Below are 23,491 nucleotides of genomic sequence, written 5' to 3' on the forward strand. Positions count from 1 at the left end.
AGCTCGAGCTTGCCTGGTTCGTCATCAGCCGCCGGTGGATTGGCTGGCTGCGTCATGCCATCGATGCAGCATCAGGCAGTGCCCAGCAGCGTTTTCATGAAGTGGGCAAACACCTTGACTCGGGTCGATTCCCGATTGATCGGCAGGTATATGAGATTGATCGATGCATCAACCGACGTCGGGTTCACCTCGAACCGAGGCAGCAATCGGACCAGTCGACCGTTGCGCACGTCGTCGGCAACCAGCCAGTCGGCCAACAGCGCGATGCCCTGGCCATCCACGGCTGCCTGGCGCAGGACATCGGCATTGTTGCTTTGCATCCGCCCTTGCACCGCGACCAGCACCGTTTCGTCGGCGATCTGGAAATGCCAGGCCCGCAGAGGCCGGCCGTAGTCGAACCGTAGGCACGCGTGGCGGGTCAGCTCGCTCGGGTGGGCAGGTGTTCCGTGCTGCTCCAGGTAGCCAGGGCTCGCCACCAGCCATCGCTGGAAGTGGCCAAGGGTGGTGCAGATGACCTCCTCGCTGGAAACGCTCGACCCCAGGCGCACGCTCAGGTCGATGCGATCCTTGTAGAGATCGACCCGTTCATCGCTGAGGCTCAGGGTCACCTCCAATTGCGGATGGCATGCGAGCAGCTGGGCCAGGTGAGGCGAAATCAGGCGGCGGCCGAACTCCACGGGCACGCTGACCCTGAGCTTGCCTTTGGCTTGCGGCCCACGGTCGGTCACCATGCTGTCTGCAGCGGCCAGCGCGTCGAGGATGGCCACGGCGTTGTCGAAATAGGCCTGGCCCAGGTCGGTCGGGCTGTTTCGCCGCGTGCTGCGGGTCAGCAGCGTGGCGCCCAGCGCAGCTTCCAGGGCCGCAACCTGCCGTGTGACCGACGAGGTCGCCACGCCAAGCTTTCGCGCCGCGGCAGCGTAGCTACCGCAACGCACCGTTTCGACGAACATGCTCAGCGCGAGAAATTTATCCATAGGTGCAACTCTGTCGAAGGGGATCCGCGGGCTGTAGCGCGACTGCGCACAGCGTTGGAGGATATCGACAGCAGAGGCGATAGTCATGCGTGAGGGCTAACGCTCATGCCGGGCGAGGAAGATCACCAGCGCCAGGCCCGGGATCGCAGCCGCTGCGTAGAGCGTGGGCGACCATCCGAAGCGTTCGTAGAGTGGGCTTGCCAACACCGAACCCAAGGCTCCGCCGACGAAGATACTGGTCATGAACACGGCGTTGAGACGTGCCCGGCTGTGTGGATCGAGCGCATAGACCTCGCGCTGCCCCAGCACCATGTTCAGCTGCACGGCAAAATCCAGGGCGACAGCCGCAACCACCAGGCCCAAATAGCCAAGCCCCGGGATGCCAGCGACCAGCAGCGAGAGCGGAGCCAGCAGCAAGGCGACCAAGGTGCTTGTACGGCCATGACCGGCATCGGCAAGACGCCCGGCAATGGGCGCCGCGATCGCGCCGACTGTACCGACCAGGGCAAACACAGCCACACCCTTCTGACTGAAGCCGTAATGGCGGATCAGCTCGATGGGCACGATGGTCCAGAAGAAGCTGAAGCTGGCGAACAACAGCCCCTGGTACAACGAGCGCTCACGCAATACGGCGTATCGCCTGGCCAGGACGAATACCGAGCCGATCAGGCGGCCGTAGGTGGTGTGGTGGTTTGGCACACGTTCGGGCAACAGCATCGCGACCAGGGCGGCAATGACCACCATCAGCATGGCGGCGCTGTAGAATACGCCTCGCCAGCCGAAGTACTCCGACACCAGGCTCGAAACCGGGCGTGCGAGCAGGATACCGAGCAACAAGCCGCTCATGATGTTCCCCACGACCCGACCCCGGCTGCTTTCCGGCGCCATATGCGCAGCCAGGGGCACCAAGATCTGTACCGCCACCGAGGTCAGGCCGATCAGAAGCGACGCGGCCAGGAACAGCGAAGGCGAGCCCACCAGACCTGCTGTGGCCAGGCAGGCGGCGACGACCAGTGTAAGGCCGGTGACCAGGCGCTTGTTCTCCATCAGGTCAGCCAATGGCACCAGCAGAAGCAGACCGGCGGCATAGCCCAATTGGGTCAAGGCCACAATCAGGCTGGCATATTCGGGGGCAAGCCCGATGCTGGGGGCGATCAGTTCAACGATGGGTTGGGCGTAGTACAGGTTCGCGACGACGGCTCCACAACAGAACGCCAGGAACAGGACCAACGCCTTGGACAGGGTGGGCGACGTATCGGCATCCACCGACGGTGAAGCGGTTATCTCAGGGCTGCTCGCAGACATTGGTGAGGTCTCCGGATTGGGTTGGAAGTCAGCGACAAGCCTATGTGTGCAGCCGTTCCGTCGGTAGACGAACGTGCCGCAATGAACCTGTGCGCATCGCGCAACACTGGCCCTCGTCGATAGGCTGGGGCAGCTCGACGGAACGCCCCTGTTTCGCGTGTCGTCTGAACAGACACACATGCGGTGTCGGGGGCGACAGGTGTTGGCTGCCCCCTCACTACCTTCAGCGCGCCCTTTTCCGACTTGCCTGGTCGGCGTTACCCCTTGGTCAGGTCAACCAACGGCGTCTGCCGCACCTCGGTTTCGCGCCCACCCTGGATCTCGCTCACCCGTTTCAAGGCCTGGTCCACAGCCGTTTTGTCTGCCAATAGGCTGTAGCTGATGTGGAACTGCCGGCGTTGCTTCGGTCCGATTGTCGGCACCAGGTTCAGTGGCCGCTGGTAACGGCGGTTATAGGAAAAACTCGTTCCTGGCTCCAATCCCGTGACATAACCCTGGCCTTGGGTATCGGTATTCTTCCACAAGGAAAACACAGGCAGTGTCCGAGTGTTGAAACCGACCGAGACGCCCAGGGTGCCGGCCTTGTTATGCAACACGGCCAATGTATCGCCCCTGGCATCGGCATACGGCACCACGTTATAGACCGTTTCGTCATAGTCCTTGGTGGGGGCGCGGTAGGTTTGCCAGTCGGGCAGGTCGCCCCTGGCCTTGTCGTTGAACGGCGACACCTGTTTCACCGGCGCGGCGAAACGAGCGCCCTGCTCCAGGAATGGGGTGCTGAAGTTACTGTGATACAGCGCCTGGTATTCCTTCGGATAATCGCCGTTGTTGGTGAGGGTGTCGTTGAGGGTGAACACCACGCTGCCGGGTTCGGTAACCACTTCGGTCGCGATGGAGAAGTCGACCTTCTTGAATGCCTGCTCTTTCAGTTCGCCACGCAAGGTGATGGCGTACGGTGGCTTCTCATCGATGTGCAGGGTGACGTTGTTCGCAGGAATGTTGGCGGCCCGACCGTGCAGGGTCAGCAGTTCGCCATTGTCGATGCCGGGGTGGCCGACCCACTCGTAACCGCAGCGGGTGACCAGCTCGTTGAAACCTTCCAGCCAGCCTAGGCCATTGCGCCCATTGAGTTCGATGAAGGAGGGGTTGACCACTTCCTTGACCGGCGAGTCCCAGCCCATGCGCACATTACCGACCGAGGCCTGCAAGACGTTCATGCCGCGAGTCGGCACCACCGAAAGTTTCATCGTGCCGTTATCGATGTCGACGATGCTGACACCCTCCTGCCGACCGCCGTGCAAGGTGCGCAGGGTGACGCTGAAGGGCTTGTCGGTTTTTATGCCAAGCTGCTGGCTGGTGATCTTCCAGTTCTGGGCGGGTTTGTCGGTGTCGAGCAGGACGTAGTCCCAGGCCATGGCCTGGGAGGTCGCGAACAGGGCGCTGAAAGCAACGAAGCGTTTGAGAGCGGGCATGGCGGCAGCCTTTTGTTGGAGTTGTGCCTTTTTTATAGAGTTAGAGAAACGTTTCAGCAAGCTGGATTAATGATGCTTCCGGCAAATGTACGAAATCATTTGCTATCCGTTGGCGCCGATTCTTTAATTCGCTTGTTGGTTATTGGCCATGTGCCACTACTTTTGCCCAATCCGTCCTCGTCGCCACCGCCAAAGGATTGAGTCATGGATTCGTTTGCAAGATCCTGCCTGTATGCTGCACTCCTTGCCGGTACCGTTGTTCTGCACGGCTGTTCCAGCTGGAAGCCTGCCGGGGCCTACGGTATCGAATCCGCTGTCCGGGATTCCGAGGTCAGCGCCTTGCCCAAGTCCCAGGCACAAGCTGTGGTATTCATCGACCCCTCTCAGCTGGGTACTGCCATCGACAAGTCGGCTGAAGGATTTGCCGGAAGCGCCTGTGAAGTATCCTTCCGCCTCTATCCAGAGCTGTATGCGCAGTCATTCCAGAAGCTTTCCATGGTTTATCGGCGTGTGGATCTGAAGCCTTTGGGCAGTTCTGCGGCCGGGTACGATCTGGCGGTATTGCCGCAACTCGAGGATGTTCAATGGAGCGCTGACGGGCCGAGTGCCAATATGGCGGCGGTAAAAGTGCTGTTCACTTTGATGGCGGGCGGCACACCGAAGCACAGCTTCGAAGCCTTCCAGATGGCACGTGGCGACCTGGGGCGCTGGCACCAGGGCTGCCCGGACGCAACGAAGTCCTCCTCAAAGGCGGCGCAAGAGGCGGTCGGCCTGGCGGTGAACCGGATCGTCCGGGAGATGGCGGCCCAGCCCATTCGTGCAGGCGGGGCCTCGATTCCCCCGTCCGGCGAGCAACAAAGCCTGCTGCTGATGCAGATCCAGGGCCTGCGAGGCAATGCTGGGGTGCTCAATCACGAAACGGACTACACCCCAGTCATTGCGGCCGGCCTGGACGTCACGGCGGCGGCCTACAACCTGAAGGGCAGAAGCGCCGAAGCAACGACCGCACTGAACCTGGCCAATCAGTTGAGAGCAGGGGCCAGCGCAGCGACGGGTGAAGGCGCTGCCATGGCTGCTGTCGCAGCAAGCGACGGCATCCCGGTGCCTGCCGCGGCTTCATCAGCCAGTTGCAGCGGCGACTACAGCTTCCTGGCGCCACAGCTGCGAGCCTATCAGGACCCTTCATTGTCCGAGGTCCGCTCCAGCTACCTGAGGCAGCCTATCTCCAACAACGTCGAGTTCCTGCGCGGTAAAGGGCTCGACAAGCAGAGTGCGATCAACGTGATGCTGCAGAATGCCGCGCTGGACGAGCAGACCGCTCGTGAGGCCGCACAGCAGGCGCGAGACTCTGACGGGCATGGCGATGTCAGCATTCCACAGGCGCAAAGCGATCAGCTGCGCCTGGATTTCCCGTGCGATCAGGCCAGCATCCATGCGTCGGGTGTCTGCACGTACATCCGCCATAGGTGGACCAGTCTCTATGAGCGCACTACAGCTGAGCTGATAGAACGGTGCTGGAACTAAGCCCTCACCGCCCCTTGGAGGCAGCCGGCTTTCCCCCTGCTCAGAAGCGGTTTATCCGCCAAGCGTGCGACGGGCAGGGAAAGCCGGCAGGGGCCTGAAAGGCGCCGGCTAGCGGGCCAAGGCTTCTCGGCTGTATTCCCCATCGACCAATCGCAGCAGGCCCAGTGGGTTGGCATTCTGCAGCGCGGGGGGGAGCAGTTCGTCGGGGTAGTTCTGGAAGCACACCGGCCGCAGGAACCGGTCGATGGCCAAGGTCCCCACGGAGGTGCCGCGGGCATCGGAAGTGGCGGGATAGGGGCCGCCGTGCACCATGGCATCGCAGACTTCCACACCGGTCGGGTACCCGTTGAGCAACAGGCGGCCGACCTTTTCCTGCAACAGCTCACTCAACCAGCCGTGAGCCAGCAGTTCGGCGGGCTCGCCGATGAGGGTGGCGGTCAGCTGGCCGCGCAGGGCCTTGACCGCATCGGCCAGTTGGGCCTGGTCTTGGACCTCGACCACCAGGGTCGCGGGGCCGAAAACCTCTTCCTGCAACAGGCCATCGCCTTCGAGCAGCAGGCTGACGTCGGCTTGGAACAGTTGTGGCTCGGCGTGTTGCGCACCCTGCGCCGCGCCTGCCAGGTGGCGGATGCCTGGGTGGGCGTGCAGGTGCTCCAGCGCTTGGCGGTAGCTGGCCAGGGTGCCGACATTGAGCATGGTCTGGGCCGGTTTGTCGGCCATCTGGGCTTTGAGCTGCTCGATGAAGGCGCTGAACGCAGGCGAACGCAGGCCCAGGACCAAGCCTGGATTGGTGCAGAACTGCCCACAGCCGAGGGTGACCGAGGCGCTCAGTTCCCGGGCAATCGCCTCGCCGCGAACCTTCAGCGCAGCTGGCAGGACGATCACCGGGTTGATGCTGGACATCTCGGCGAACACGGGAATCGGCTGTGGGCGCTCGGCGGCCATGCGGCACAAGGCGCTGCCACCTTTGAGCGAGCCGGTGAAGCCAACCGCCTGGATCGCTGGATGCTTGACCAACCACTCACCGACACCGCTGCCATAGACCATGTTGAACACACCAGCCGGCATGGTGGTGCGTTCGGCTGCGCGCAGGATGGCATCGGCCACCCACTCGGCGGTGGCCATGTGGCCGCTGTGCGCCTTGAACACCACCGGGCAGCCAGCGGCCAGGGCCGATGCGGTGTCGCCGCCGGCGGTGGAGAAGGCCAAGGGGAAGTTGCTGGCGCCGAACACGGCGACCGGCCCGACGCCAATACGGTATTGGCGTAGGTCCGGGCGTGGCGCGGGCTGGCGCTCGGGCAGGGCGTGGTCGATACGTGCACCAAGGAAGTCGCCACGGCGCAGTACCTTGGCGAACAGGCGCATCTGCGCACTGGTCCGGCCGCGCTCCCCCAGGATGCGGGCGCTGGGCAGCGCCGTTTCGCGACACACGGTGGCGATGAAGTCGTCACCCAGGGCATCCAGTTCGTCGGCAATGGCGTCCAAAAACTCCGCACGTCTGCTCGCGGGCAGGTTGCGATAGCTCGGGAAGGCCGTGGCGGCCGCCTTGGCCGCCGCATCCGCCTCCGCTTCGGTGGCTTGGCTGAACAGGCCGGGCAAGGGTTCGCCGGTGGTGGCGTCCAGGCTCTGGAGCTGGATGCTGCCTTGGGCCGAGCGTTGGCCGCCGATGTAGTTGTGACCGAGGATCCGGGTCATGGAGGGCTCCTGTAAGGGTAAACAAGAAGGTCAGGTGATGGCGCCGATCTGCCACGGCACGAACTCGTTCTGGCCATAGCCGTGCTGCTCGCTTTTGCTGCGTTCGCCCGAGGCAATGCGCAGCATCAGCTGATAGATATGCTCGCCACGCTCTGCGATGGTCATGCTGCCGTCGGCAATACCGCCGCAGTTCACATCCATGTCTTCTTCCTGGGTTTCCCAGAGGCGCGTGTTGGTGGCCAGCTTGATCGAGGGGGAGGGCGCACAGCCGTAGGCCGAGCCACGTCCAGTGGTGAAGGCGATCAGGTTGGCACCACCTGCAACCTGGCCGGTGGCCGAGATCGGGTCGTAGCCGGGGGTGTCCATGAACACCAGGCCGTGGGCGCGCACCGGCTCGGCATACTCGTAGACGTCCATCAGGTCGCTGGAGCCGGCCTTGGCCACGGCGCCAAGGGACTTTTCCAGGATGGTGGTCAGGCCGCCGGCCTTGTTGCCGGCAGAAGGGTTGTTGTTCAGCTCGGCCCCCATGCGCTGGCAATAGGCCTCCCACCACTGGATGCGGGCGATCAGTTTCTCGCCGACGTGCTGGCTCACCGCACGGCGCGTCAGCAGGTGCTCGGCGCCATAGATTTCCGGGGTTTCCGACAGGATTGCAGTACCGCCAGCGGCCACCAGGCGGTCCACGGCATTGCCCAGGGCCGGATTGGCGGTGATGCCCGAATAGCCATCCGAGCCACCGCATTGCAGGCCTACGGTGAGGTGTCGCACGCTGACGGGCTGGCGTTCGACGCGGTTGGCCTCTTCGAGCAGCGATTCGACTTGGGCGATCCCGCTGGCGATGGTCTTGGACGTGCCGCCGGTGCCCTGGATGGTGAAGGTGCGCAGGGTGTTGCAACTTTCCAGGCCCTGGGCGGCAAGCAGGTCAGGGATCTGGTTGGTTTCGCAGCCCAGGCCGATCAGCAGCACTGCGGCGAAGTTGGCATGCACGGCGTATCCGCCCAGGGTCCGGCGCAGCATGGCCAACGCCTCGCCAGTGGGGTCGACGGCGCAACCGACGCCATGGGTCAGGGCGACCACGCCATCGACGTTGGGGTAGGGCGCCAGGGCTTCGGGGTGGATGTCGCGGCGGAAATGATCGGCGATGGCGCGAGCCACGGTCGCCGAGCAGTTCACCGAGGTCAGGATGCCGATGTAGTTGCGCGTGGCGACCCGGCCGTCCGGGCGTACGATGCCCATGAAGGTGTCTTCGGTGGGGGCCTGCACGCCCCGGGCATCGACGCCGAAGGCATAGTCGCGGGCGAAGTCGCCCATCGCCAGGTTGTGCACGTGCACATGTTGGCCGGCCTCGATGGCCTGGCTGGCGAAGCCGATGATCTGCCCGTAGCGGCGCAGCGGCTGGCCGGCCTCGAGGTCGCGGGCGGCCACCTTGTGGCCAGCGGGGATCGGTTCGAGCACCCGTACGCCTTCATCCAGGTGCAGGCCCTTGGGCAGCGGCTGGCGAGCGATCAGCACGTCGTCCAGTGGGTTGAGTCGGATCACCGCATTGGCAGCGTTTTCACTGCCTGTCTTTGTAATCAGTTGCATGACATTCACCTCAAAGGGACGCGGCCATCAGGCCAGGCCGCGTTCGCGATAATCGATCAGGCCGGAGAACAGCATCAGGCCGAACGCCATGACCACGAAGAAGATCAGGGCCAGGAAGTAGGAGCCGGTGAACTGCACGATCAGGCCGATCAGGATCGGGACCAGCACACCCACCATGTTGCCGCAGAAGTTCATGCTGCCGCCCAGCACGCCGGCTTTGGACTTGCCGCCGAGGATGGCCGGCAGGCACCAGTACATGCCGCACCAGCGAATGAAGAACAGTGCGACGCAGAGCAGGGCGATCACCTTCGCGGCATCCGGGGTATAGGCCACCAGCAGGATGCACAGGGCGGCCACGGCTGCCGAGCCTGCGAACATGCTGCGCATCACGGTGTTGGGTTGCCCGCCGTTGGTCTTCCACTTGTCGGCGATCCAGCCGCCGACCAGCTCGCCGACGAAACCGCACATGAAGATCAGGAAGGTCGCGCCGCCCATGGCCTTGATGTCCAGGTCATGAGCCTTGTGCAGGTAGCTTGGCATCCAGGTCAGCAAGCCATAGAACACGCTGTTGTAGCAGGCATATCCTGCGAACATGCACAGTACCGAGCGGCTCTTGAGCAGCTCCTTGAGCACGGCCTTGCGGTTGCCGTTGTGCTTGCTGGCGGCTTCGTTGGCCTGGGTGATGTAGGACAGCTCGGCCGCGTTGACCTGCGGGTGTTCGCTTGGGTGGTTGCGGATATACCACCAGGCCCAGATACCGACCACGATGGTGCCGACGCCGGCGATGATGAACGCGATGCGCCAGGAGTCGAACCAGGTGATCAGGCCCGCGATGATGATCGCGCCGAGCGCCGTGCCCAGCGGGGCACCACCATCGACCAAGGTCGCCCCGCGACCGCGTTCGTTCGGCGTCAGCCAGGCGCCGTTGAGCTTGGCGCCTGCCGGCATGATCGGCGACTCGGCCACGCCCAGGCCGACTCGGGTGATCAGCAGGGTGATCCAGTGATGGGCAAAGCCGCCCAGCGCCTGGAAGGCTCCCCAGCCGACCGTGGCCACGCCGATGATGTTGCGCACCTGGAAACGGTCCAGCAGCATGCCGCTGGGGATCTGCATCAAGGCGTACGACCAGAAGAAGGCGCTGAGTATCAGGCCTTCCAGCGCCGGGGTCAGTTCGAACTCGGCTGAAATCAACGGCAGGGCTACCGACAGCGAGGCTCGGTCGATGTAGTTGATGGCGGCCAGCAACAGCAGGATCAGGAAGATCCGCCAGCGTACGCTGGTCGGGCGGGTGCTGTCGGCACAGGCCACGGCCGATGTGGAGGCCGCTGTGCTAGGGCTGTTCTTCATGCTCATCTCTCTTTTATGGTTGTTATGAAATGCCGGGGCGGCGCGGCCATGCACCGCCGTCGGGTCAGAGCGACGTCACCTCTCCGGGTGCGAAGGTCGCTGGCGCCAGGGCAATGCCGTTGCGCAGCGGGGCGCCGAATTCCGGCAGGCTGATTTCGAAGACATCGCCGGCGGCCGTCCTGACCTGGTCGGCGAACGACAGGGTCGCGGTGCCGAAGAAGTGAATGTGGACATCGCCAGGGCGCAGGAACTGCGCATACTTGAAGTGGTGATACTCCAGGTTTTCCAGGGAGTGGCACATGTTGTCCTCGCCACTGAGGAACGCCTTTTCCCAGATGACGTCATCGCCTCGGCGGATCCGGCTGACGCCATTCAGGTGGCGGGGCAGCTCACCGATGCGCAGCTCCGGGCCGAACGAGCAGTTGCGCAGTTTGGAGTGAGCCAGGTACAGGTAGTTGCGCCGTTCCATCACGTGGTCGGAAAACTCGTTGCCGATGGCGAAGCCCAACCGGTAGGGTCGGCCATCAGCGCCGATGACATAGAGCCCGGCCAGCTCAGGCTCCTCGCCTGCATCTTCGGCAAAGGGCGGGCTCTGGAAGGCCTGGCCTGGGCGCACGACGATCGAACCGTCACCCTTGTAGAACCATTCAGGCTGTACGCCGACGGTGCCAGGGGTAGGGCGCCCCCCTTCGATGCCCCATTGGAAGATGCGTGCTGTGTCGGTCAGGGCGGCGGCATCGTCGATTTTCTGCTGATGCATCTTGTCGCGTGTCGAGGCGCTGCCCAGATGAGTCAGGCCGGTGCCGCTGACCAGGCAATGGGCGGGGTCTTCGTGGTCCAGCGGTGGCAATACCCGGCACGCCTCCAGAAGCTGGGCGTAGCGCTCATCGTAGCTGTGCAGGCCTCGTGCGATGACTTCCGCGCTCAGGCTGCGCTGGTTGCCAATGGCCGCCAGGGCCAGTTCGCGCATGTGGGTGGTATTGCTCACGACCTGGATCACGTCGCCTTCCACCACGCCGACATGGCGCTGGGCATGGACGGTTTCGAATTGGATCAGACGCATGCTGGCTCCTGGTTGTTCTTGTAAGGATCAAGTGGCGGCCACTTTATTTCTCCCAGTCGATGCTGCCTAATGAGAGCTGCTGACATCGCGATAACTTTTAGTGATCCCCTATGCTTCCATCCTTGACTTCCATGGCTTCGCGCCTTCGGCTCCGTCAGTTACGTTTGCTGATCAGCCTCGATGAACTCGGCTCGATCCACAAAGCGGCCGAGGCGATGTCCATTACCCAGCCTGGAGCGACCAAGGCGCTCAACGAGATCGAGTCGACGCTCGGCGCGGTGCTGTTCGACCGTACCAGCAAGGGGCTGGAGGCCAATGATTTGGGGCGTTGCGTGGTGCGCTACGCACGCTTGATCAACACCGACCTTGCCCACCTGCGCGAAGAGATGCTGGGGATCCTCCAGGGGCACGGCGGGCGCCTCTCGGTAGGCACCATCATGGGCGCGGTGCCGATGATGGTGGAGGGGCTGGCGAGCTTGCGCGAGGCTCAGCCAGACCTGTCGGTCACCGTCGTCGAGGACACCAGCGACCGTTTGCTCAGCCTGCTCGACCAGGGCCGGCTGGACGTGGTGATCTGCCGGACCAGCGTCAGCCGCCGCCCGGCGGCGTATGAAAGCCGGGTCAAGCACCAGGAACAACTCGTGCTGGTAGCCAACCCGGCGCATCCTCTGGCCGGCAGCCAATCGCTGAACTTGTCGCAACTGACCGACTCGCGCTGGGTGGTGTTTCCTGTGAACATGCCCTTGCGCCTGACACTCGAGCGTGAGTTTCGCGAGGCCGGGTTGAGCTTCCCGCAGTACCCCATCGAAACCTCCTCGACCTTCACGACCTTGTCGATGCTGAGGCAGGATCCCGGTCTGCTCGCCGTCATGCCGTGGGATGTGGCCAAGGTGGCCGTGGACCATGGCATGCTGGTGCGTCTGCCGTTGCAGCTGATGTCACGCAGTGAGCCTTACGAAGTGGTTACCCGACGAGGTGTCGAATTGAGCAGCCCCGCCCGGCTGCTCATCGATATCCTGATGGCATGAACCTGGAGCGGGAAGACCATGTGGCAGTTTGATCCGGTATCGTTGAGGCTCTTCATCGCCGCGTGCGAAGAAGGCAGTATCGCTGCGGCGGCAACGCGTGAGTTCATTGCGCCTTCAGCGGTGAGCAAGCGCATCTCGGACATCGAGTCGGCCTTTGCCACCGCGCTGTTGGTACGCAGCAAGAAAGGCGTGGCGCCAACGCCGGCAGGGCAGGCCTTGCTCCGCCATGCGCGCAAGTTCATGCGCGACATCGAGCGCCTGCAGGGCGAGTTGAGCGAATATGCCGAGGGCGCTCGCGGACATGTGCGGGTGCTGGCCAATGTGTCATCGCTCATGGAGTTCCTTCCCGAGGAGCTTGCCCGCTTTCTGGCCGAGAACGAGCATATCCAGGTCGATGTCGAGGAACGCTTCAGCTCGGATGTGGTACGCGGTATCGAGGAAGGGCATGCCGACATCGGTATTTGTCGCCAATCCATGGCTGAAGGGGACCTTGAGTTTCATCCGTACCGTACCGACCATCTTTCGGTGGTGGTCAACACCCGCCATCCCCTGGCCGGGCGCGAAAGCATCAGCTTCGTGGAAACACTGGATTTTCATCACCTCAACATTTCCGCTTTTTCCACCCTCGGCACCCAGATGCAGAAACTGGCCCGTGCCGCGGGCAAGGACTTGCAGTACCGGACGTGCGTCTCGTCCTTCGATGCGGCCCTTCGCCTGGTGGAAGCAGGCATGGTGCTGGCCATCTTTCCGCAGGAGGCGGTGGCGCGTTATGTCGAATTGTTCGGGCTGCGGGTCATTCCTCTGACCGATGATTGGGTGCGTGGCCAATTCGTGATCTGTGTCCGGGATAGCGCCAGCCTCTCGCTCGCGGCCAAACGCCTGCTTGACCATCTGCTGGCCGCACCGGCCTGCGCATAGGGTTTATCCATCTCCAACGCAGATGGTTGGCCCCGTCAAAAACGTCTTTTCGGCATCTCCCGGGCTACTTAGGCTGGCGGCAATTCCTCTTTCCGGGTAGCCGCATGAACACCCTGGTGCTGAACGAAGTCGGTATGCGCGACGGGCTGCAGAGCCTTCGCAGCATCATGCCCACCGTAGCGAAGCGAAAATGGATCGACACGGCCTACGAGGCGGGTGTGCGGTACATGGAGGTCGCGTCGTTCGTTCCGGCGAAGCTGTTGCCGCAAATGGCCGATGCCGCTGAAGTGGTGGCCCATGCCCTGACGTTCCCGGACCTTACGGTCACTGTGCTGGCGCCGAACCTGCGCGGCGCTCAGGACGCGCTTGCCTCGGGTGCTCATCGCATCATGGTGCCGGTGTCCGTCAGTGCGGCCCACAGTCAGGCGAACGTGCGTTGCACCCCTGAGCACATGGTGGAGACGTTCGCCCGCATGTGCGAGTTGCGCGACCAGGCCGGGCACCCGGTGACGATGATCGCCGGCATGTCGACGGCGTTCGGCTGCACCCTGCAAGGCCATGTCCCCCTCGACGACCTGCTGGCATTGACCTCAAAGGTCCTGCTCGCCGGTTGTGACGCCGTCTCCCTGGCCGATACCACCGGCTATGCCACGCCCGGCCAAGTCGCACAGACCCTGCAGGCGGTGCGGGCCATCGCGGGCGACAAGCTGCAGTCGGCCCATTTTCACGATACCCGCGGGCTGGCCCTGGCCAACGCCTTGGTCGCCGTGCAGCACGGTATCGCAGAGCTGGATGCGTCGCTGGGCGGTATCGGCGGATGCCCATTCGCCCCTGGCGTTTCGGGCAATGCAGTCACCGAAGACCTGGTGTTCATGCTCCAGGGCATGGGGGTGCGCACCGGTATCGATATCGAACGGTTGCTGGTGTGTCGGGCGCTCGTGCAGTCAGCGCTGCCTGGCGAACAGTTGTATGGCCATATCGCTCGCGCTGGCCTGCCCAGACAGGTTCAAAGCCTTGTTTGATTCCACTAGGGCATGAATGTTTGTAACGGAGTCCATCGCATGTCAACGCTACCGCTTGAGGGGATCCGTGTCATCGAGCTGTCCCACATGGTGATGGGGCCTGCCTGTGGCATGGTATTGGCCGACCTGGGCGCTGAGGTGATCAAGGTAGAGCCGGTCAAAGGGGACAGTACGCGGCACCTTCCCGGGGCCGGCGCGGGTTTTTTCAGGATATTCAACCGCAACAAGAAAAGCCTTGCCGTCGACCTGGACAGCGAGGCCGGCCGAGAGGCGGTCCTTGCCCTGGTCGACACCGCCGACGTATTCATCGAGAACTTCAAGCCTGGGCGCATGGGGCAGCTCGGGCTGGACCATGACACACTCCGCGCACGCAATGCCGAGCTGATATACGTCTCCCACAAGGGTTTCCTGAAGGGGCCTTACGAGAATCGCCTGGCCTTGGATGAAGTCGTGCAGATGATGGGCGGTCTCGCCTACATGACAGGCCCTGTGGGGCAGCCATTGCGAGCGGGAAGCTCGGTGAACGACATCATGGGCGGCATGTTCGGTGCGATCGGTGTATTGGCGGCCTTGCACGAGCGCAGCCGAACGGGAAGAGGCAAGGAGATCCACAGCGCCCTGTTCGAGAACTGCGTACTGCTCAGTGCCCAGCACATGCAACAGTACGCCGTGACCGGACACGCCCCGGCGCCGATGCCCAGCAGGATCAGTGCATGGTCGATCTACGACGTTTTCAGCTTCGCAGGCGGTGAACAGATGTTCGTTGCGGCGACCGGCGACGGACAATGGTCAGCCCTGTGCAGGGTCCTGGGGCAGGAGGCGCTGCTAGGCGACCCCAGCCTGGCGAGCAATACGGCGCGCGTGGAGCAGCGCCCCCGCTTGCTGGCCCATCTTGCCGAGGTCTTCGCCACCTTGGATGCGAAGGCACTGGCTGTCGAACTGGAGCGTAACGGCATTCCATTCGCAGCGATTCGCCGGCCTGAAGAGCTGTTCGATGATCCTCACCTGAAGGCAAGCGGTGGATTGGCGCCCTTGCAGCTGGATGACGGTGCCCAGACCGTGGTGCCGTTGTTGCCATTGAGCTTCGATGGGGGGCGTTTCGGGCCACGTCTACCCTTGGCGCGCGTGGGCGAGCATACCGCAGAAGTTCTGCAAGGCCTCGGCTATGACGCTGCCCGGATCGAGCGGCTGCGGGCGGCGGGGCTTTGCAGGATGGTGGACAAACGCGATGCGCCGCAAAACCTGAGCGTGCCCCGATGAGCTGATGGTACTGCCAACGTTCAGTACGTTCCCTTACATCATGCAAGGAAAGGAGGGCGTATTGCCTTCTCATCTCCAACAACTAGAAGAACCGGAGAAACCAATGGTCACCGTTACCAATGCTTCGGCCAACCAAGCCTCGAACGAGGATCAGCTCAAAGAGTTGCTGCTCTACCGTCGTGTGGCTTGGCGTATCGTCCCGCTAGCGATCATCTGCTTCCTTTTTTCCTATTTCGACAGGATCAACATCAGCTTCGCCAAGGCGCAGATGCAAGCTGAACTGGGCCTGAGCGATACGGCCTATGGCCTGGCCGCAAGCATGTTCTTCGTCGGTTACGTATTGTTCGAGGTGCCCAGTGGCCTTGGCTTGAGAAAGTACGGTGCGCCCGCGTGGATCTGTCGCATCATGATCTCCTGGGGGCTGGCGACGGCTGCACTGGTGTTCGCCTACTCGCAATACACCTTGTATTTCCTACGCTTTCTCATCGGGGTCATGGAGGCGGGGTTTGGACCGGCCATTCTTTTCTACATGGCATGCTGGTTCCCGAAGAAGCAGCTGGCCAGTATCAACGGTATCTGGTTTCTCGCCATTCCCCTGTCGGGCGCCATTGGTGCGCCACTCGCTGGGCTTGTGCTCAATGGCATGGACGGTTTCCTCGGCTTGGCGGGTTGGCATTGGCTGTTCGTGCTCTCGGGCCTGCCGTGCTGCTTGATGGGGCTTGTCGTCCTCTGGAAACTGGACCGCGACATCCAGTCCGCCAAATGGCTTTCCCAGGATGAAAAGGATCTGCTGGAGAAGAACGTGGGCGTCGGGCGCGAGAACGTGCCTGCAAGCCACGCTTCGTTTTGGCGGGTGCTGGTGACGCGCGAGGTGGCTGTGTTCGCGTTCGTCTATTTCGGCATCAAGATGGCCAGCTATGGCCTTAACTTCTGGATGCCACACCTGATCGCCCAGTCGGGCGTCAAGGACATGTTCTATGTGGGCGTGCTGACGGCCTTGCCCTACGCTGTCGCATGTGTGGGAATGGTCTGGATGACACGCCGCTCCGATCGCACGGGAGACCGCAAGACCTACCTGCTGCTGTGCATGCTCGCCTCGACGGTTGGCTATATCCTGGCCTGCTGGTTCTTCGACAACCCCGTGATGCTGATGACTGCGTTGGTGCTTGCCACTGCCGGGTCGTTCATCGCGATACCGATCTTCTGGTGCCTGCCGCAATCGACGTTCTCCGAAATCGCCATCGCCAGTGCCGTGGCGGCGGTCAATTCCGTGGGGCAACTGAGCGGGATGATCGCGCCGGCCATGGTGGGTTTCATCAACGACCTCACGGGGCAGACCTACATGGGCATGTTGGCGATCGTGCCGGTGCTGATTGCCAGTTGCTATGTCATTGCCCGCTACGTGCGCGACCCGGCACAGAGTGGCTCGAGGTCGGTGTAAAGCGCTGGGTGGGTGATCGAAAAGGGGGATGTCCTAATGCCGGTAAGCCTTATCGGCTGCACGTGGGGCTGCTTCGCAGCCCATCGCCGGCAAGCCGGCTCCCACTGTGACAGTGCCGTTCTCGAGGCTGGCGTGTTACTTGTGGGAGCCGGCTTGCCGGCGATGAGCGTGCAGCGCCCCGCGTCATTAACTGACAGACACTGAAAGGCACGATGGCGCGCGAAGCCTCGCCATCGTGCCTTGTCTTCAAAGCGTCTCGCCGACCGTCTTGGCGGCGACTTTGTTGCGCCCTCCGAGCCAGACCAGCAGCAGGCCACCCGCAGCCAGCAAGCCACCGGCGACCGGCACCGCGGCGTAGCCGAGGTTCAGGCTGATGACCCCACCACCCAGTGCCGCGCCCACGGCGTTGCCGAGGTTGAAGGCACCCACGTTGATCGAGGAGGCCAGGCCCGGGGCTTCGGCGGCAGCGATCATCACGCGCATCTGCAGGGGCGGTACCACGGCGAAGGTGAACACACCCCATACCAGCAGGGCCAGGGCGGCGCCGACGTGGGTGCCGAGCACCAGCGGCATCAGCACCATGATCAGGGCCAGCACGCCGAGGAAGATACGCGCCGAGCCGTCCAGCGACCAGTCGGCCAGGCGCCCGCCCAGGCTGTTGCCCAGGGTGAAGCCGACACCGATCAGCACCAGGCCCAGGGTGACGAAGCTGTCCGAAGCACCGGTCAATTCGGCGAGCACCGGGGCCACGTAGGTATACAGGGTGAACATGGCGCCGGCACCGAGCACGGTAGTGGCCATGGCCAGCAGGACGTTCGGCCGGGCGATCACGGCCAGTTCCCGGCGTACATGGGGCACGCTGCCGCGTTCACCCTTGGGCAGGGCATACCACAGCGCGGCCATGGCCAGGATGCCGAGCACTGCGGTACCGGCGAAGGCCAGGCGCCAGCCGACCTGCTGGCCGATCCAGGTGGCGGCGGGCACGCCGCCGATATTGGCGATGGTCAGGCCCATGAACATGGTGGCGATGGCGCTGGCCTGTTTTTCGCGAGGTACCACGCTTGCGGCCACCACCGCACCCAGGCCGAAGAAGGCGCCGTGGTTGAGGCTGGTGATCAGGCGCGAGGCGAGCAGAGTGCCATAGCCTGGCGAGAGGGCCGAGAGCAGGTTGCCCAGGGTGAAGATGGCCATCAGCGCGATCAGCGCGCCGCGCTTGCCGAAGCGGCTGAACAGCAAGGTCATGATCGGTGCACCGACCATCACGCCGACGGCGTAGGCGGTGACCAGCATGCCGGCGCTGGGGATGCTGACATCCACCCCTTCGGCGATGACGGGCAGCAGGCCCATGGGAGTGAATTCGGTGGTGCCGATGCCGAAGGCGCCGATGGCCAAGGCTAGCAGGACGTGTCCGGGTTTCATTGCATAGGCTCCTTCGAGCGTTGCGAATTAGGTAGGTGCGCAGTATGGCGGGGGCAGGGGGTGGGATTAAGTCACGATTGCGCTAATGACCTTTGATCTGGAGTCATTAATAGAGGGAGGGGCGGAGGGGAACTGGAGCTTGTGTAGATCGGGGCTGCGCTGCAGCCCATCGCGGGACAAGCCCGCTCCTACAGGAGGGCGTTTTCAGCCTGCGGGAGCGGTTGGAGCGGTCAGTCGTGGTGCTTGTGCTTATGCTTGTGCTTGTGTTTCTTGCCGGAGTTGTGGCTGCCGTGGTGGTGGTCGTCATCAGCCATGCTGTTGCCGATGGCGCTGCCTGCCGCACCGCCGAGGCCGGCACCGATGGCGCCGCCGGTGGAGCCACCGACCTTGTTGCCGATCACCTGGCCGCCGGCCGCGCCGAGGCCGCCACCAATCGCTGCCTCGGTCTTCTTGCCATGCTTGGCCGACACTGCGCCGCCTGCCGCACCGCCCACACCGGCACCGATCGCGGCACCTGTGCTGCCGCCGATCGCCTGGCCGACCACGCTACCCAGGGCACCGCCGACACCGCCGCCGACAGCAGTATTGGTGGTTTCACCGGCGAGGGCGTAGGGGGCCGACATCAAGGTGAACAGTGCAATTACAGGAAAGGACTTACGCATTTTCTATCAATCTCTGGATGGAACGAAGGTGCGAAGTCTGCTGGGTGCGAGGGGGGCGGTCAATGGAAGCTTGTCGGGGAGCCTGGTTCAGGGCCACTGTGTGGCCCATCACAGGGCAACGGCTATTTGAAACTCAGTGGATAGCCACCGGGTTGATGTTGACCTGGGTCGAGCCCTTGTACAGCGGCTGGCCCAGCACGAACAGGAACTCGTAGGCCTTGTCACGCACCAGGGCGCGGGTGTCGATCAGCTCCAGGTTGTAGATGCCGCGCTTGGCCAGCATGAACTGGTTGACCGGGAACTCTTCGCCGGTGGGGTTGGGGTAGACCTCCGAGGCCCAGGTGTCGCCGCCGAAGGCTACGATGCCCTGGTCGGCCAGCCACTGGGCGGCCGGCAGGTCGATGCCGGGCTCGGTGGCGAGGAACTGCTGGTTGTCCTTGCCGATCAGTTCCAGCCAGCCGGTGTTGAACAGCACCACGTCGCCTTTGCGCAGGGTGATGCCTTGCTTCTTCAGCACAGCCTTGACGTCATCGACGGTGAACGAAGTGCCGCCGGGTACGATGGCCTTGCCATAGTAGGCGGTCATGTCCAGCACTACGCCGCGGGTGACCATCGGCGGAACCTTCTCGACCCCAAGCTTGGTCACGCCTTCGACGGTGACGAAATCGGCGGCCTTGTTGCCGTTGTAGTAGACGTTGTCGATACCGATGTGGCCAATGCCGTTGAGCTGGGTGCCGACGCCGGTCCAGCCGTTGACCAGCTCGTCGTTGAAGCTGAACTTGTTCTTGCCCAGGGTCTGGCCGGCCTGTTCGCCGGGCTGGATGTTGTAGAGGTGGAAGCTGCGGTGGCGGAAGGCAGGCAGGTCCTTGCTCACGGGCACGGCGAGGGGGTAGGTCTTGCCGGTCTTGACCAGGCCGACGGCTTGTTTGACCACTTCGGGGGTGAGCAGGTTGGCCGCGCCGATCTCATCGTTATGGCCATAGGGGGATTGCTGCCAGTCGGCGGCCAGGGCGACCTGGGTGGTGGCGGCCAGGGCAGTGGCGAGCAGCAGGGGTTTGAAATAGTTCATCGGGTTTCTCCTGAAAGCGGTGTGATGTCAGGAGCCGATTCTGGGCGGGGATGAGTGGGGGAAAAAGCGGGTCGGGGGACAATGACATTTGTTCTGGGAACAAAGATGAGCGCTTGATCATGGAGTGGGGGGCGCTTTTGGCGCCCCCATTCGCGGGGCAAGCCCGCTCCTACAAGGGCCCGACAGCTGGCCGAGGCGGTCACTCGAGCGTGGCCACCCACTTGCCGGAGGAGCTGCCTTCCTTGAGCTGGCGCAGCGCCGCTGGCAGCGTTTCGAAGGCAAAGTCCAGGCGCTGCGGGGGCAGCAGTTGACCCTCGGCAACCTTCTGCAGCAAACGCTCACCGGCCACCTTCAAGGCCTGGCGATCGACCAGGCGGCCATGGGCGTGGACGCTGTTGAGGGCCACTTCATGCAATGAGATCGCCGTGCTGAAGGCAGGCAGCGGTGCGTTTTCCTGGCGATCCTGGATGCACACCAGGTGGCCGTTGTAACCCAACAGGTGGGCCAGGCTCGCGGCATGGGCGCCACTGACGGTGTCGAACAGCGCATGCAGCGGGCGCTCGCCCAGGGCGGCCTGCAGGTGTGCCTGCCAGTCGCTGTTGCGGTAGTCGAATACCCCGACCACACCCAGGGCCTTGAGGCGGGTATGGTGTTTCTCGCCTGCCGTGGCCCAGACCCGCAGGCCTTGCTGCACGGCGAGCTGGACGAGATAGAAAGCCACCGCGCCTCCGGCACCGATCACCAACACATCGCGGGAGGCGCCGTCGGCGACCTTGGCCAGGGCCTGCCAGGCAGTGAGCGCGGGGCAGGGCACGGCAGCTGCGGCGGCGATCTCCAGGTTGGCCGGGATGTGCATCACCAGGTTGGCATCGAGCAGGCAGTATTCGGCAAAGCTGCCATCGCGAGACAGCGACTGGTGGTAGGCGACGCGGGCGCCCAGCGGCAGGTCGACCCCCTCACCGACGGCAGCGACGACTCCGGCGCCATCCACACCCGGCACGGTGCCCTGGTGCCAATCGGCATGGCCCCATTCGCAGATCTTCCAGTCCACCGGGTTGAGGGCGATGGCACGGTTGGCCACCAGCACTTGGCCAGGGCCGGGTTGGGGCAAGGGTTTGTCGATGAGTGCCAGGCCGTCCAGGCCGGCGCCCGGGGTCCAGCCCCAGGTACGATGAGTGGTGGGCATGGGTAATCCTCTTGGCAGCAAGAGGGGAAGGGTAACGAGGTGCAGCGAGGGGAAACAGCGGGGGGCAGGCAAAGGTGTATTGAACACAGGTCATCAATGGCCAGGGGCCGCGGCGCGGCCCCTGGGTGTCCCTCAACCCAGGCTCTTGGCCAGGGCCTGCAGGCCACCTTCATAGATGCCCTTGAACAGCGCCACGGCTTCGTCGTCGCTCACGCCGACCGGGGTGAACTCGCCCAGCCATTCCACCAGGCTGCCCTGGCCGTCGGCCTTGACACGCAGGGTCGACAGGTAGCCGGTCACCGGGAACGGGCTGGTCAGGATCGAGTAGCTGTAGCTGCGCTGCGTTTCATCGAAGGCCATCAGACGCTCGACGATGCTGTTGCCGTCCGGGTCTTTCAGCGAGCGCACGCGGCCGCCTTCGCTGGACAGGCTTTCAGGAATGAACGGCAGCCAGTCGGGCAGGCTGTCGAAGCCGCCGATCAGGGCCCAGACGTGTTCAGGGCTGTGGTTGGTTTTCAGGGAAGCGTAGGCGTTTGCCATGATGGAAATCTCCAGTTGAATTCAGATAGCGAGGCTGTCGACCACACCGCCGTCGACCCGCAGGGCGGCGCCGGTGGTAGCGGAGGAGTAAGGGGAGGCGAGGTAGACCACCAGGTGGGCGACTTCGTCGACGTCGGCGGCACGCTGGATGATCGAGCTCGGGCGCGCGGTGCGCACGAAGTTGTCCGCCTCGTCACGGATGCTACGGCCGGAGGCCTTGGCGGCATCGGCGACCAGGGCGGCGACGCCGTCGGTCATGGTCGGGCCAGGTAGCACCGCGTTGACGGTGACGCCAGTGCCGGCCAGGCGCTTGGCCAGACCATGCGATACCGCCAGGTTGGCAGCTTTGGTGACGCCGTAGTTGATCATATCCGCCGGGATGGCGATGCCCGATTCCGACGAGATGAACAGGATCCGACCCCAACCTTTCTCGACCATGCCCGGGGCATAGTGACGGGCCAGGCGTACGCCGGAGAGTACGTTGGTGTCGTAGAAGCGGGCCCACTCGCTGTCGGGGACTTCGAAGAAGTCGACATCGTCATAGATGCCCAGGTTGTTGACCAGAATGTCGGCCTTGGGGTGGGCGGCGAACAAGGTGTCGGCACCGGCGGCGGTGCCCAGGTCGGCGACCACGCCGTGAACCTGGCCACGCCCACCTTGGGCGCGCAGTTCGGCAAGGGCGGCATCTACCGATTTCTGGCTACGGCCGGCGATGACCACGTCGGCATGGGCGCGGGCCAGGCCGCGGGCGATGGCCAGACCAATACCGCCGGTCGAGCCGCTGATGATGGCGGTACGTCCGCCGAGGTCGATGTTCATGGAATGGCTCCTGTGGATGAGTTGCATCGATGGGAGCCATGCTAGTGACGCGCGCCAAGACTGTAAAAGACATAATTCGACTGAGTTCAGACCTCTGCGGTCTTTTCTGCCAATGCCAGCACCTGCTCACGGAAAATCCCCACAATAGGTCGCAGGTCCACCTGGTGCCAGGCCGCCCACAGCTTCACGCAAGGCCGGAACCAGTCCAGCTCGCGCAGCACCACGGTCGGGCCGGCGCTGGTAGAGAGGCTGCTTTGCACCATGGCCAGGCCAAGGCCTGCGGAGACCAGGCCGAGTACGCTCAGCGGGTCGGAGGCTTCCAGCGCCAGGCGCGGGGTGAAGCCGGCATCGCCGCAGCGGGCGATGAAGTCGTCACGTTTGTTGATCTGGTCCGGTTGGCCGCCAGTGATGATCCACTCCTGTTCATGCAGGTCGGCGGGCGTGAGTGTGGCCTTGGCCGCCAGCGGGTGCGCGGCGGGGATGGCCAGCAGCATCGGGTCGTCCAGCACCGACTGGGCGCGCAGATCAGGGTCGTGTTCGGGGGGCGGTTCGCAGACCAAGGCAATGTCTATGCTGCGCTGGCGCAGGCCTTCGAACTGCTCGCGCGGGGTCATGTTGTACAGGACGATGTGGATCTGCGGGCGCTCGCTGCGGATCGCCCGCACCGCCCCCGGCAGCACGCCGGCGTGGATGGCATGGTTGACATAGCCGATGCACAGGCCGCCTTCCTCGCCACGGCCCAGACGCTTGCCCAGCGACTCCAGGCGCTCGGCATGCTTGAGCAGGCCGCGGGCTTCGGAAAGAAAGGTACGCCCGTCGTTGGTCAGGAACAGCCGCTGGTTGCGACGCTCGAACAGGGCCAGGCCCAGGTGCTCTTCCAGCTGGGCGATCTGCCGGCTCAGGGGAGACTGCGAGATATGCAGCTGCTCGGCGGCGCGGCCGACGTTTTCACATTCGGCGACGGCGACGAAGTAGCGCAGTTGACGTAGATCCTGCATAAGACCTCCAGGGGCTTAACTTTTGCAAATTATGCTCGTTGAGGTCTGGGTCTGCCAGCGCTTTGCACGGGCTGCTGCAGGTGTGGATCACCCTGTGGGAGCGGGCTTGTCCCGCGATTAGGCCGGGCCCGATATCACCGTCGCCTGGCAAGGGCTTCGCCCTTG

20 protein-coding genes are annotated in these 23,491 nt (G+C 63.7%); 6 read left to right on the forward strand and 14 right to left on the reverse strand.

Annotated features, from left to right (window positions below; translation table 11 throughout):
• Positions 1-71: 71 nt before the first annotated feature.
• The 3 genes from AC1MHZ_RS08660 to AC1MHZ_RS08670 form a co-directional block, all read right to left on the reverse strand.
• Entirely contained in the window at positions 72-974 is a 903-nt protein-coding gene (locus AC1MHZ_RS08660) for a LysR family transcriptional regulator (protein ID WP_482966261.1), read from the reverse strand.
• A 96-nt stretch (positions 975-1,070) separates the two neighbouring features.
• Entirely contained in the window at positions 1,071-2,279 is a 1,209-nt protein-coding gene (locus AC1MHZ_RS08665; RefSeq protein WP_482966262.1) for an MFS transporter, read from the reverse strand.
• 257 nt (positions 2,280-2,536) lie between these two features.
• Positions 2,537-3,751 (reverse strand): aldose 1-epimerase family protein, encoded by a 1,215-nt coding sequence (locus tag AC1MHZ_RS08670; RefSeq protein WP_084855766.1) that lies wholly within the window; start codon positions 3,749-3,751, stop codon positions 2,537-2,539.
• 204 nt (positions 3,752-3,955) lie between these two features.
• Here AC1MHZ_RS08670 and AC1MHZ_RS08675 point away from each other — a divergent pair, with 204 nt between their 5' ends.
• Positions 3,956-5,275 carry a hypothetical protein gene (locus tag AC1MHZ_RS08675; protein ID WP_324817302.1) on the forward strand — a complete coding sequence of 440 codons (1,320 nt, stop codon included), beginning with the start codon at positions 3,956-3,958 and terminating at the stop codon, positions 5,273-5,275.
• Positions 5,276-5,383: 108 nt separating this feature from the next.
• On the opposite strand, the gene AC1MHZ_RS08680 is transcribed toward AC1MHZ_RS08675, so the two are convergent.
• From AC1MHZ_RS08680 to araD1, 4 genes are read right to left on the reverse strand one after another with little or no spacing between them, the layout of a single operon-like run.
• A complete protein-coding gene (locus AC1MHZ_RS08680; RefSeq protein WP_084855764.1) occupies positions 5,384-6,970 on the reverse strand; it encodes an aldehyde dehydrogenase (NADP(+)) in 1,587 nt (528 codons plus the stop codon).
• Between the two features lie 30 nt (positions 6,971-7,000).
• On the reverse strand, positions 7,001-8,554 hold the full coding sequence (locus AC1MHZ_RS08685; protein WP_084855763.1) for a UxaA family hydrolase: 1,554 nt from the start codon (positions 8,552-8,554) through the stop codon (positions 7,001-7,003).
• 27 nt (positions 8,555-8,581) lie between these two features.
• Positions 8,582-9,907, reverse strand: a complete 1,326-nt coding sequence (locus AC1MHZ_RS08690) for an MFS transporter (protein ID WP_172402986.1) — start codon at positions 9,905-9,907, stop codon at positions 8,582-8,584.
• A 58-nt stretch (positions 9,908-9,965) separates the two neighbouring features.
• Positions 9,966-10,964 carry an AraD1 family protein gene (araD1, locus tag AC1MHZ_RS08695; protein WP_084855761.1) on the reverse strand — a complete coding sequence of 333 codons (999 nt, stop codon included), beginning with the start codon at positions 10,962-10,964 and terminating at the stop codon, positions 9,966-9,968.
• Between the two features lie 110 nt (positions 10,965-11,074).
• Here araD1 and AC1MHZ_RS08700 point away from each other — a divergent pair, with 110 nt between their 5' ends.
• The 5 genes from AC1MHZ_RS08700 (at position 11,075) to AC1MHZ_RS08720 (ending at position 16,633) form a co-directional block, all read left to right on the forward strand.
• Complete coding sequence (locus AC1MHZ_RS08700) at positions 11,075-11,992, forward strand: LysR family transcriptional regulator (protein ID WP_084855760.1); 918 nt, start codon at positions 11,075-11,077, stop codon at positions 11,990-11,992.
• A gap of 18 nt (positions 11,993-12,010) precedes the next feature.
• Positions 12,011-12,910 (forward strand): LysR substrate-binding domain-containing protein, encoded by a 900-nt coding sequence (locus AC1MHZ_RS08705; protein ID WP_084855759.1) that lies wholly within the window; start codon positions 12,011-12,013, stop codon positions 12,908-12,910.
• Between the two features lie 104 nt (positions 12,911-13,014).
• Positions 13,015-13,932 (forward strand): hydroxymethylglutaryl-CoA lyase, encoded by a 918-nt coding sequence (locus AC1MHZ_RS08710; RefSeq protein ID WP_482966263.1) that lies wholly within the window; start codon positions 13,015-13,017, stop codon positions 13,930-13,932.
• 39 nt (positions 13,933-13,971) lie between these two features.
• The gene (locus AC1MHZ_RS08715; protein ID WP_482966264.1) at positions 13,972-15,192 is read left to right on the forward strand and encodes a CaiB/BaiF CoA transferase family protein; all 1,221 of its coding nucleotides are present in this window, start codon (positions 13,972-13,974) and stop codon (positions 15,190-15,192) included.
• 4 nt (positions 15,193-15,196) lie between these two features.
• Positions 15,197-16,633 carry an MFS transporter gene (locus AC1MHZ_RS08720; protein WP_482966265.1) on the forward strand — a complete coding sequence of 479 codons (1,437 nt, stop codon included), beginning with the start codon at positions 15,197-15,199 and terminating at the stop codon, positions 16,631-16,633.
• A gap of 246 nt (positions 16,634-16,879) precedes the next feature.
• Here AC1MHZ_RS08720 and AC1MHZ_RS08725 read toward each other — a convergent pair whose 3' ends face one another.
• From AC1MHZ_RS08725 to AC1MHZ_RS08755, 7 genes are all read right to left on the reverse strand, one after another.
• Entirely contained in the window at positions 16,880-18,052 is a 1,173-nt protein-coding gene (locus AC1MHZ_RS08725; RefSeq protein WP_368830248.1) for an MFS transporter, read from the reverse strand.
• A gap of 230 nt (positions 18,053-18,282) precedes the next feature.
• Positions 18,283-18,714 carry a glycine zipper domain-containing protein gene (locus tag AC1MHZ_RS08730; RefSeq protein WP_084855754.1) on the reverse strand — a complete coding sequence of 144 codons (432 nt, stop codon included), beginning with the start codon at positions 18,712-18,714 and terminating at the stop codon, positions 18,283-18,285.
• Between the two features lie 133 nt (positions 18,715-18,847).
• Entirely contained in the window at positions 18,848-19,783 is a 936-nt protein-coding gene (locus AC1MHZ_RS08735) for a cyclase family protein (RefSeq protein WP_084855753.1), read from the reverse strand.
• Between the two features lie 199 nt (positions 19,784-19,982).
• The gene (locus AC1MHZ_RS08740) at positions 19,983-20,969 is read right to left on the reverse strand and encodes a zinc-binding dehydrogenase (protein WP_482966266.1); all 987 of its coding nucleotides are present in this window, start codon (positions 20,967-20,969) and stop codon (positions 19,983-19,985) included.
• A 132-nt stretch (positions 20,970-21,101) separates the two neighbouring features.
• Positions 21,102-21,509: an SRPBCC family protein gene (locus AC1MHZ_RS08745; RefSeq protein WP_084855751.1), complete on the reverse strand. Its 408-nt coding sequence runs from the start codon at positions 21,507-21,509 to the stop codon at positions 21,102-21,104.
• A 21-nt stretch (positions 21,510-21,530) separates the two neighbouring features.
• The gene (locus tag AC1MHZ_RS08750; RefSeq protein WP_084855750.1) at positions 21,531-22,328 is read right to left on the reverse strand and encodes an SDR family NAD(P)-dependent oxidoreductase; all 798 of its coding nucleotides are present in this window, start codon (positions 22,326-22,328) and stop codon (positions 21,531-21,533) included.
• A gap of 86 nt (positions 22,329-22,414) precedes the next feature.
• Positions 22,415-23,326 (reverse strand): LysR substrate-binding domain-containing protein, encoded by a 912-nt coding sequence (locus tag AC1MHZ_RS08755; RefSeq protein ID WP_084855749.1) that lies wholly within the window; start codon positions 23,324-23,326, stop codon positions 22,415-22,417.
• Positions 23,327-23,491 lie beyond the last annotated feature (165 nt).

The organism is Pseudomonas sp. FA-1 (assembly GCF_056856075.1).

Coding starts and splice junctions, on each gene's coding strand:
- AC1MHZ_RS08660 (WP_482966261.1), bottom strand. CDS start 974: ATGGATAAATTTCTCGCGCTGAGCATGTTCGTCGAAACGGTGCGTTGC.
- AC1MHZ_RS08665 (WP_482966262.1), bottom strand. CDS start 2,279: ATGTCTGCGAGCAGCCCTGAGATAACCGCTTCACCGTCGGTGGATGCC.
- AC1MHZ_RS08670 (WP_084855766.1), bottom strand. CDS start 3,751: ATGCCCGCTCTCAAACGCTTCGTTGCTTTCAGCGCCCTGTTCGCGACC.
- AC1MHZ_RS08675 (WP_324817302.1), top strand. CDS start 3,956: ATGGATTCGTTTGCAAGATCCTGCCTGTATGCTGCACTCCTTGCCGGT.
- AC1MHZ_RS08680 (WP_084855764.1), bottom strand. CDS start 6,970: ATGACCCGGATCCTCGGTCACAACTACATCGGCGGCCAACGCTCGGCC.
- AC1MHZ_RS08685 (WP_084855763.1), bottom strand. CDS start 8,554: ATGCAACTGATTACAAAGACAGGCAGTGAAAACGCTGCCAATGCGGTG.
- AC1MHZ_RS08690 (WP_172402986.1), bottom strand. CDS start 9,907: ATGAGCATGAAGAACAGCCCTAGCACAGCGGCCTCCACATCGGCCGTG.
- araD1 (WP_084855761.1), bottom strand. CDS start 10,964: ATGCGTCTGATCCAATTCGAAACCGTCCATGCCCAGCGCCATGTCGGC.
- AC1MHZ_RS08700 (WP_084855760.1), top strand. CDS start 11,075: ATGCTTCCATCCTTGACTTCCATGGCTTCGCGCCTTCGGCTCCGTCAG.
- AC1MHZ_RS08705 (WP_084855759.1), top strand. CDS start 12,011: ATGTGGCAGTTTGATCCGGTATCGTTGAGGCTCTTCATCGCCGCGTGC.
- AC1MHZ_RS08710 (WP_482966263.1), top strand. CDS start 13,015: ATGAACACCCTGGTGCTGAACGAAGTCGGTATGCGCGACGGGCTGCAG.
- AC1MHZ_RS08715 (WP_482966264.1), top strand. CDS start 13,972: ATGTCAACGCTACCGCTTGAGGGGATCCGTGTCATCGAGCTGTCCCAC.
- AC1MHZ_RS08720 (WP_482966265.1), top strand. CDS start 15,197: ATGGTACTGCCAACGTTCAGTACGTTCCCTTACATCATGCAAGGAAAG.
- AC1MHZ_RS08725 (WP_368830248.1), bottom strand. CDS start 18,052: ATGAAACCCGGACACGTCCTGCTAGCCTTGGCCATCGGCGCCTTCGGC.
- AC1MHZ_RS08730 (WP_084855754.1), bottom strand. CDS start 18,714: ATGCGTAAGTCCTTTCCTGTAATTGCACTGTTCACCTTGATGTCGGCC.
- AC1MHZ_RS08735 (WP_084855753.1), bottom strand. CDS start 19,783: ATGAACTATTTCAAACCCCTGCTGCTCGCCACTGCCCTGGCCGCCACC.
- AC1MHZ_RS08740 (WP_482966266.1), bottom strand. CDS start 20,969: ATGCCCACCACTCATCGTACCTGGGGCTGGACCCCGGGCGCCGGCCTG.
- AC1MHZ_RS08745 (WP_084855751.1), bottom strand. CDS start 21,509: ATGGCAAACGCCTACGCTTCCCTGAAAACCAACCACAGCCCTGAACAC.
- AC1MHZ_RS08750 (WP_084855750.1), bottom strand. CDS start 22,328: ATGAACATCGACCTCGGCGGACGTACCGCCATCATCAGCGGCTCGACC.
- AC1MHZ_RS08755 (WP_084855749.1), bottom strand. CDS start 23,326: ATGCAGGATCTACGTCAACTGCGCTACTTCGTCGCCGTCGCCGAATGT.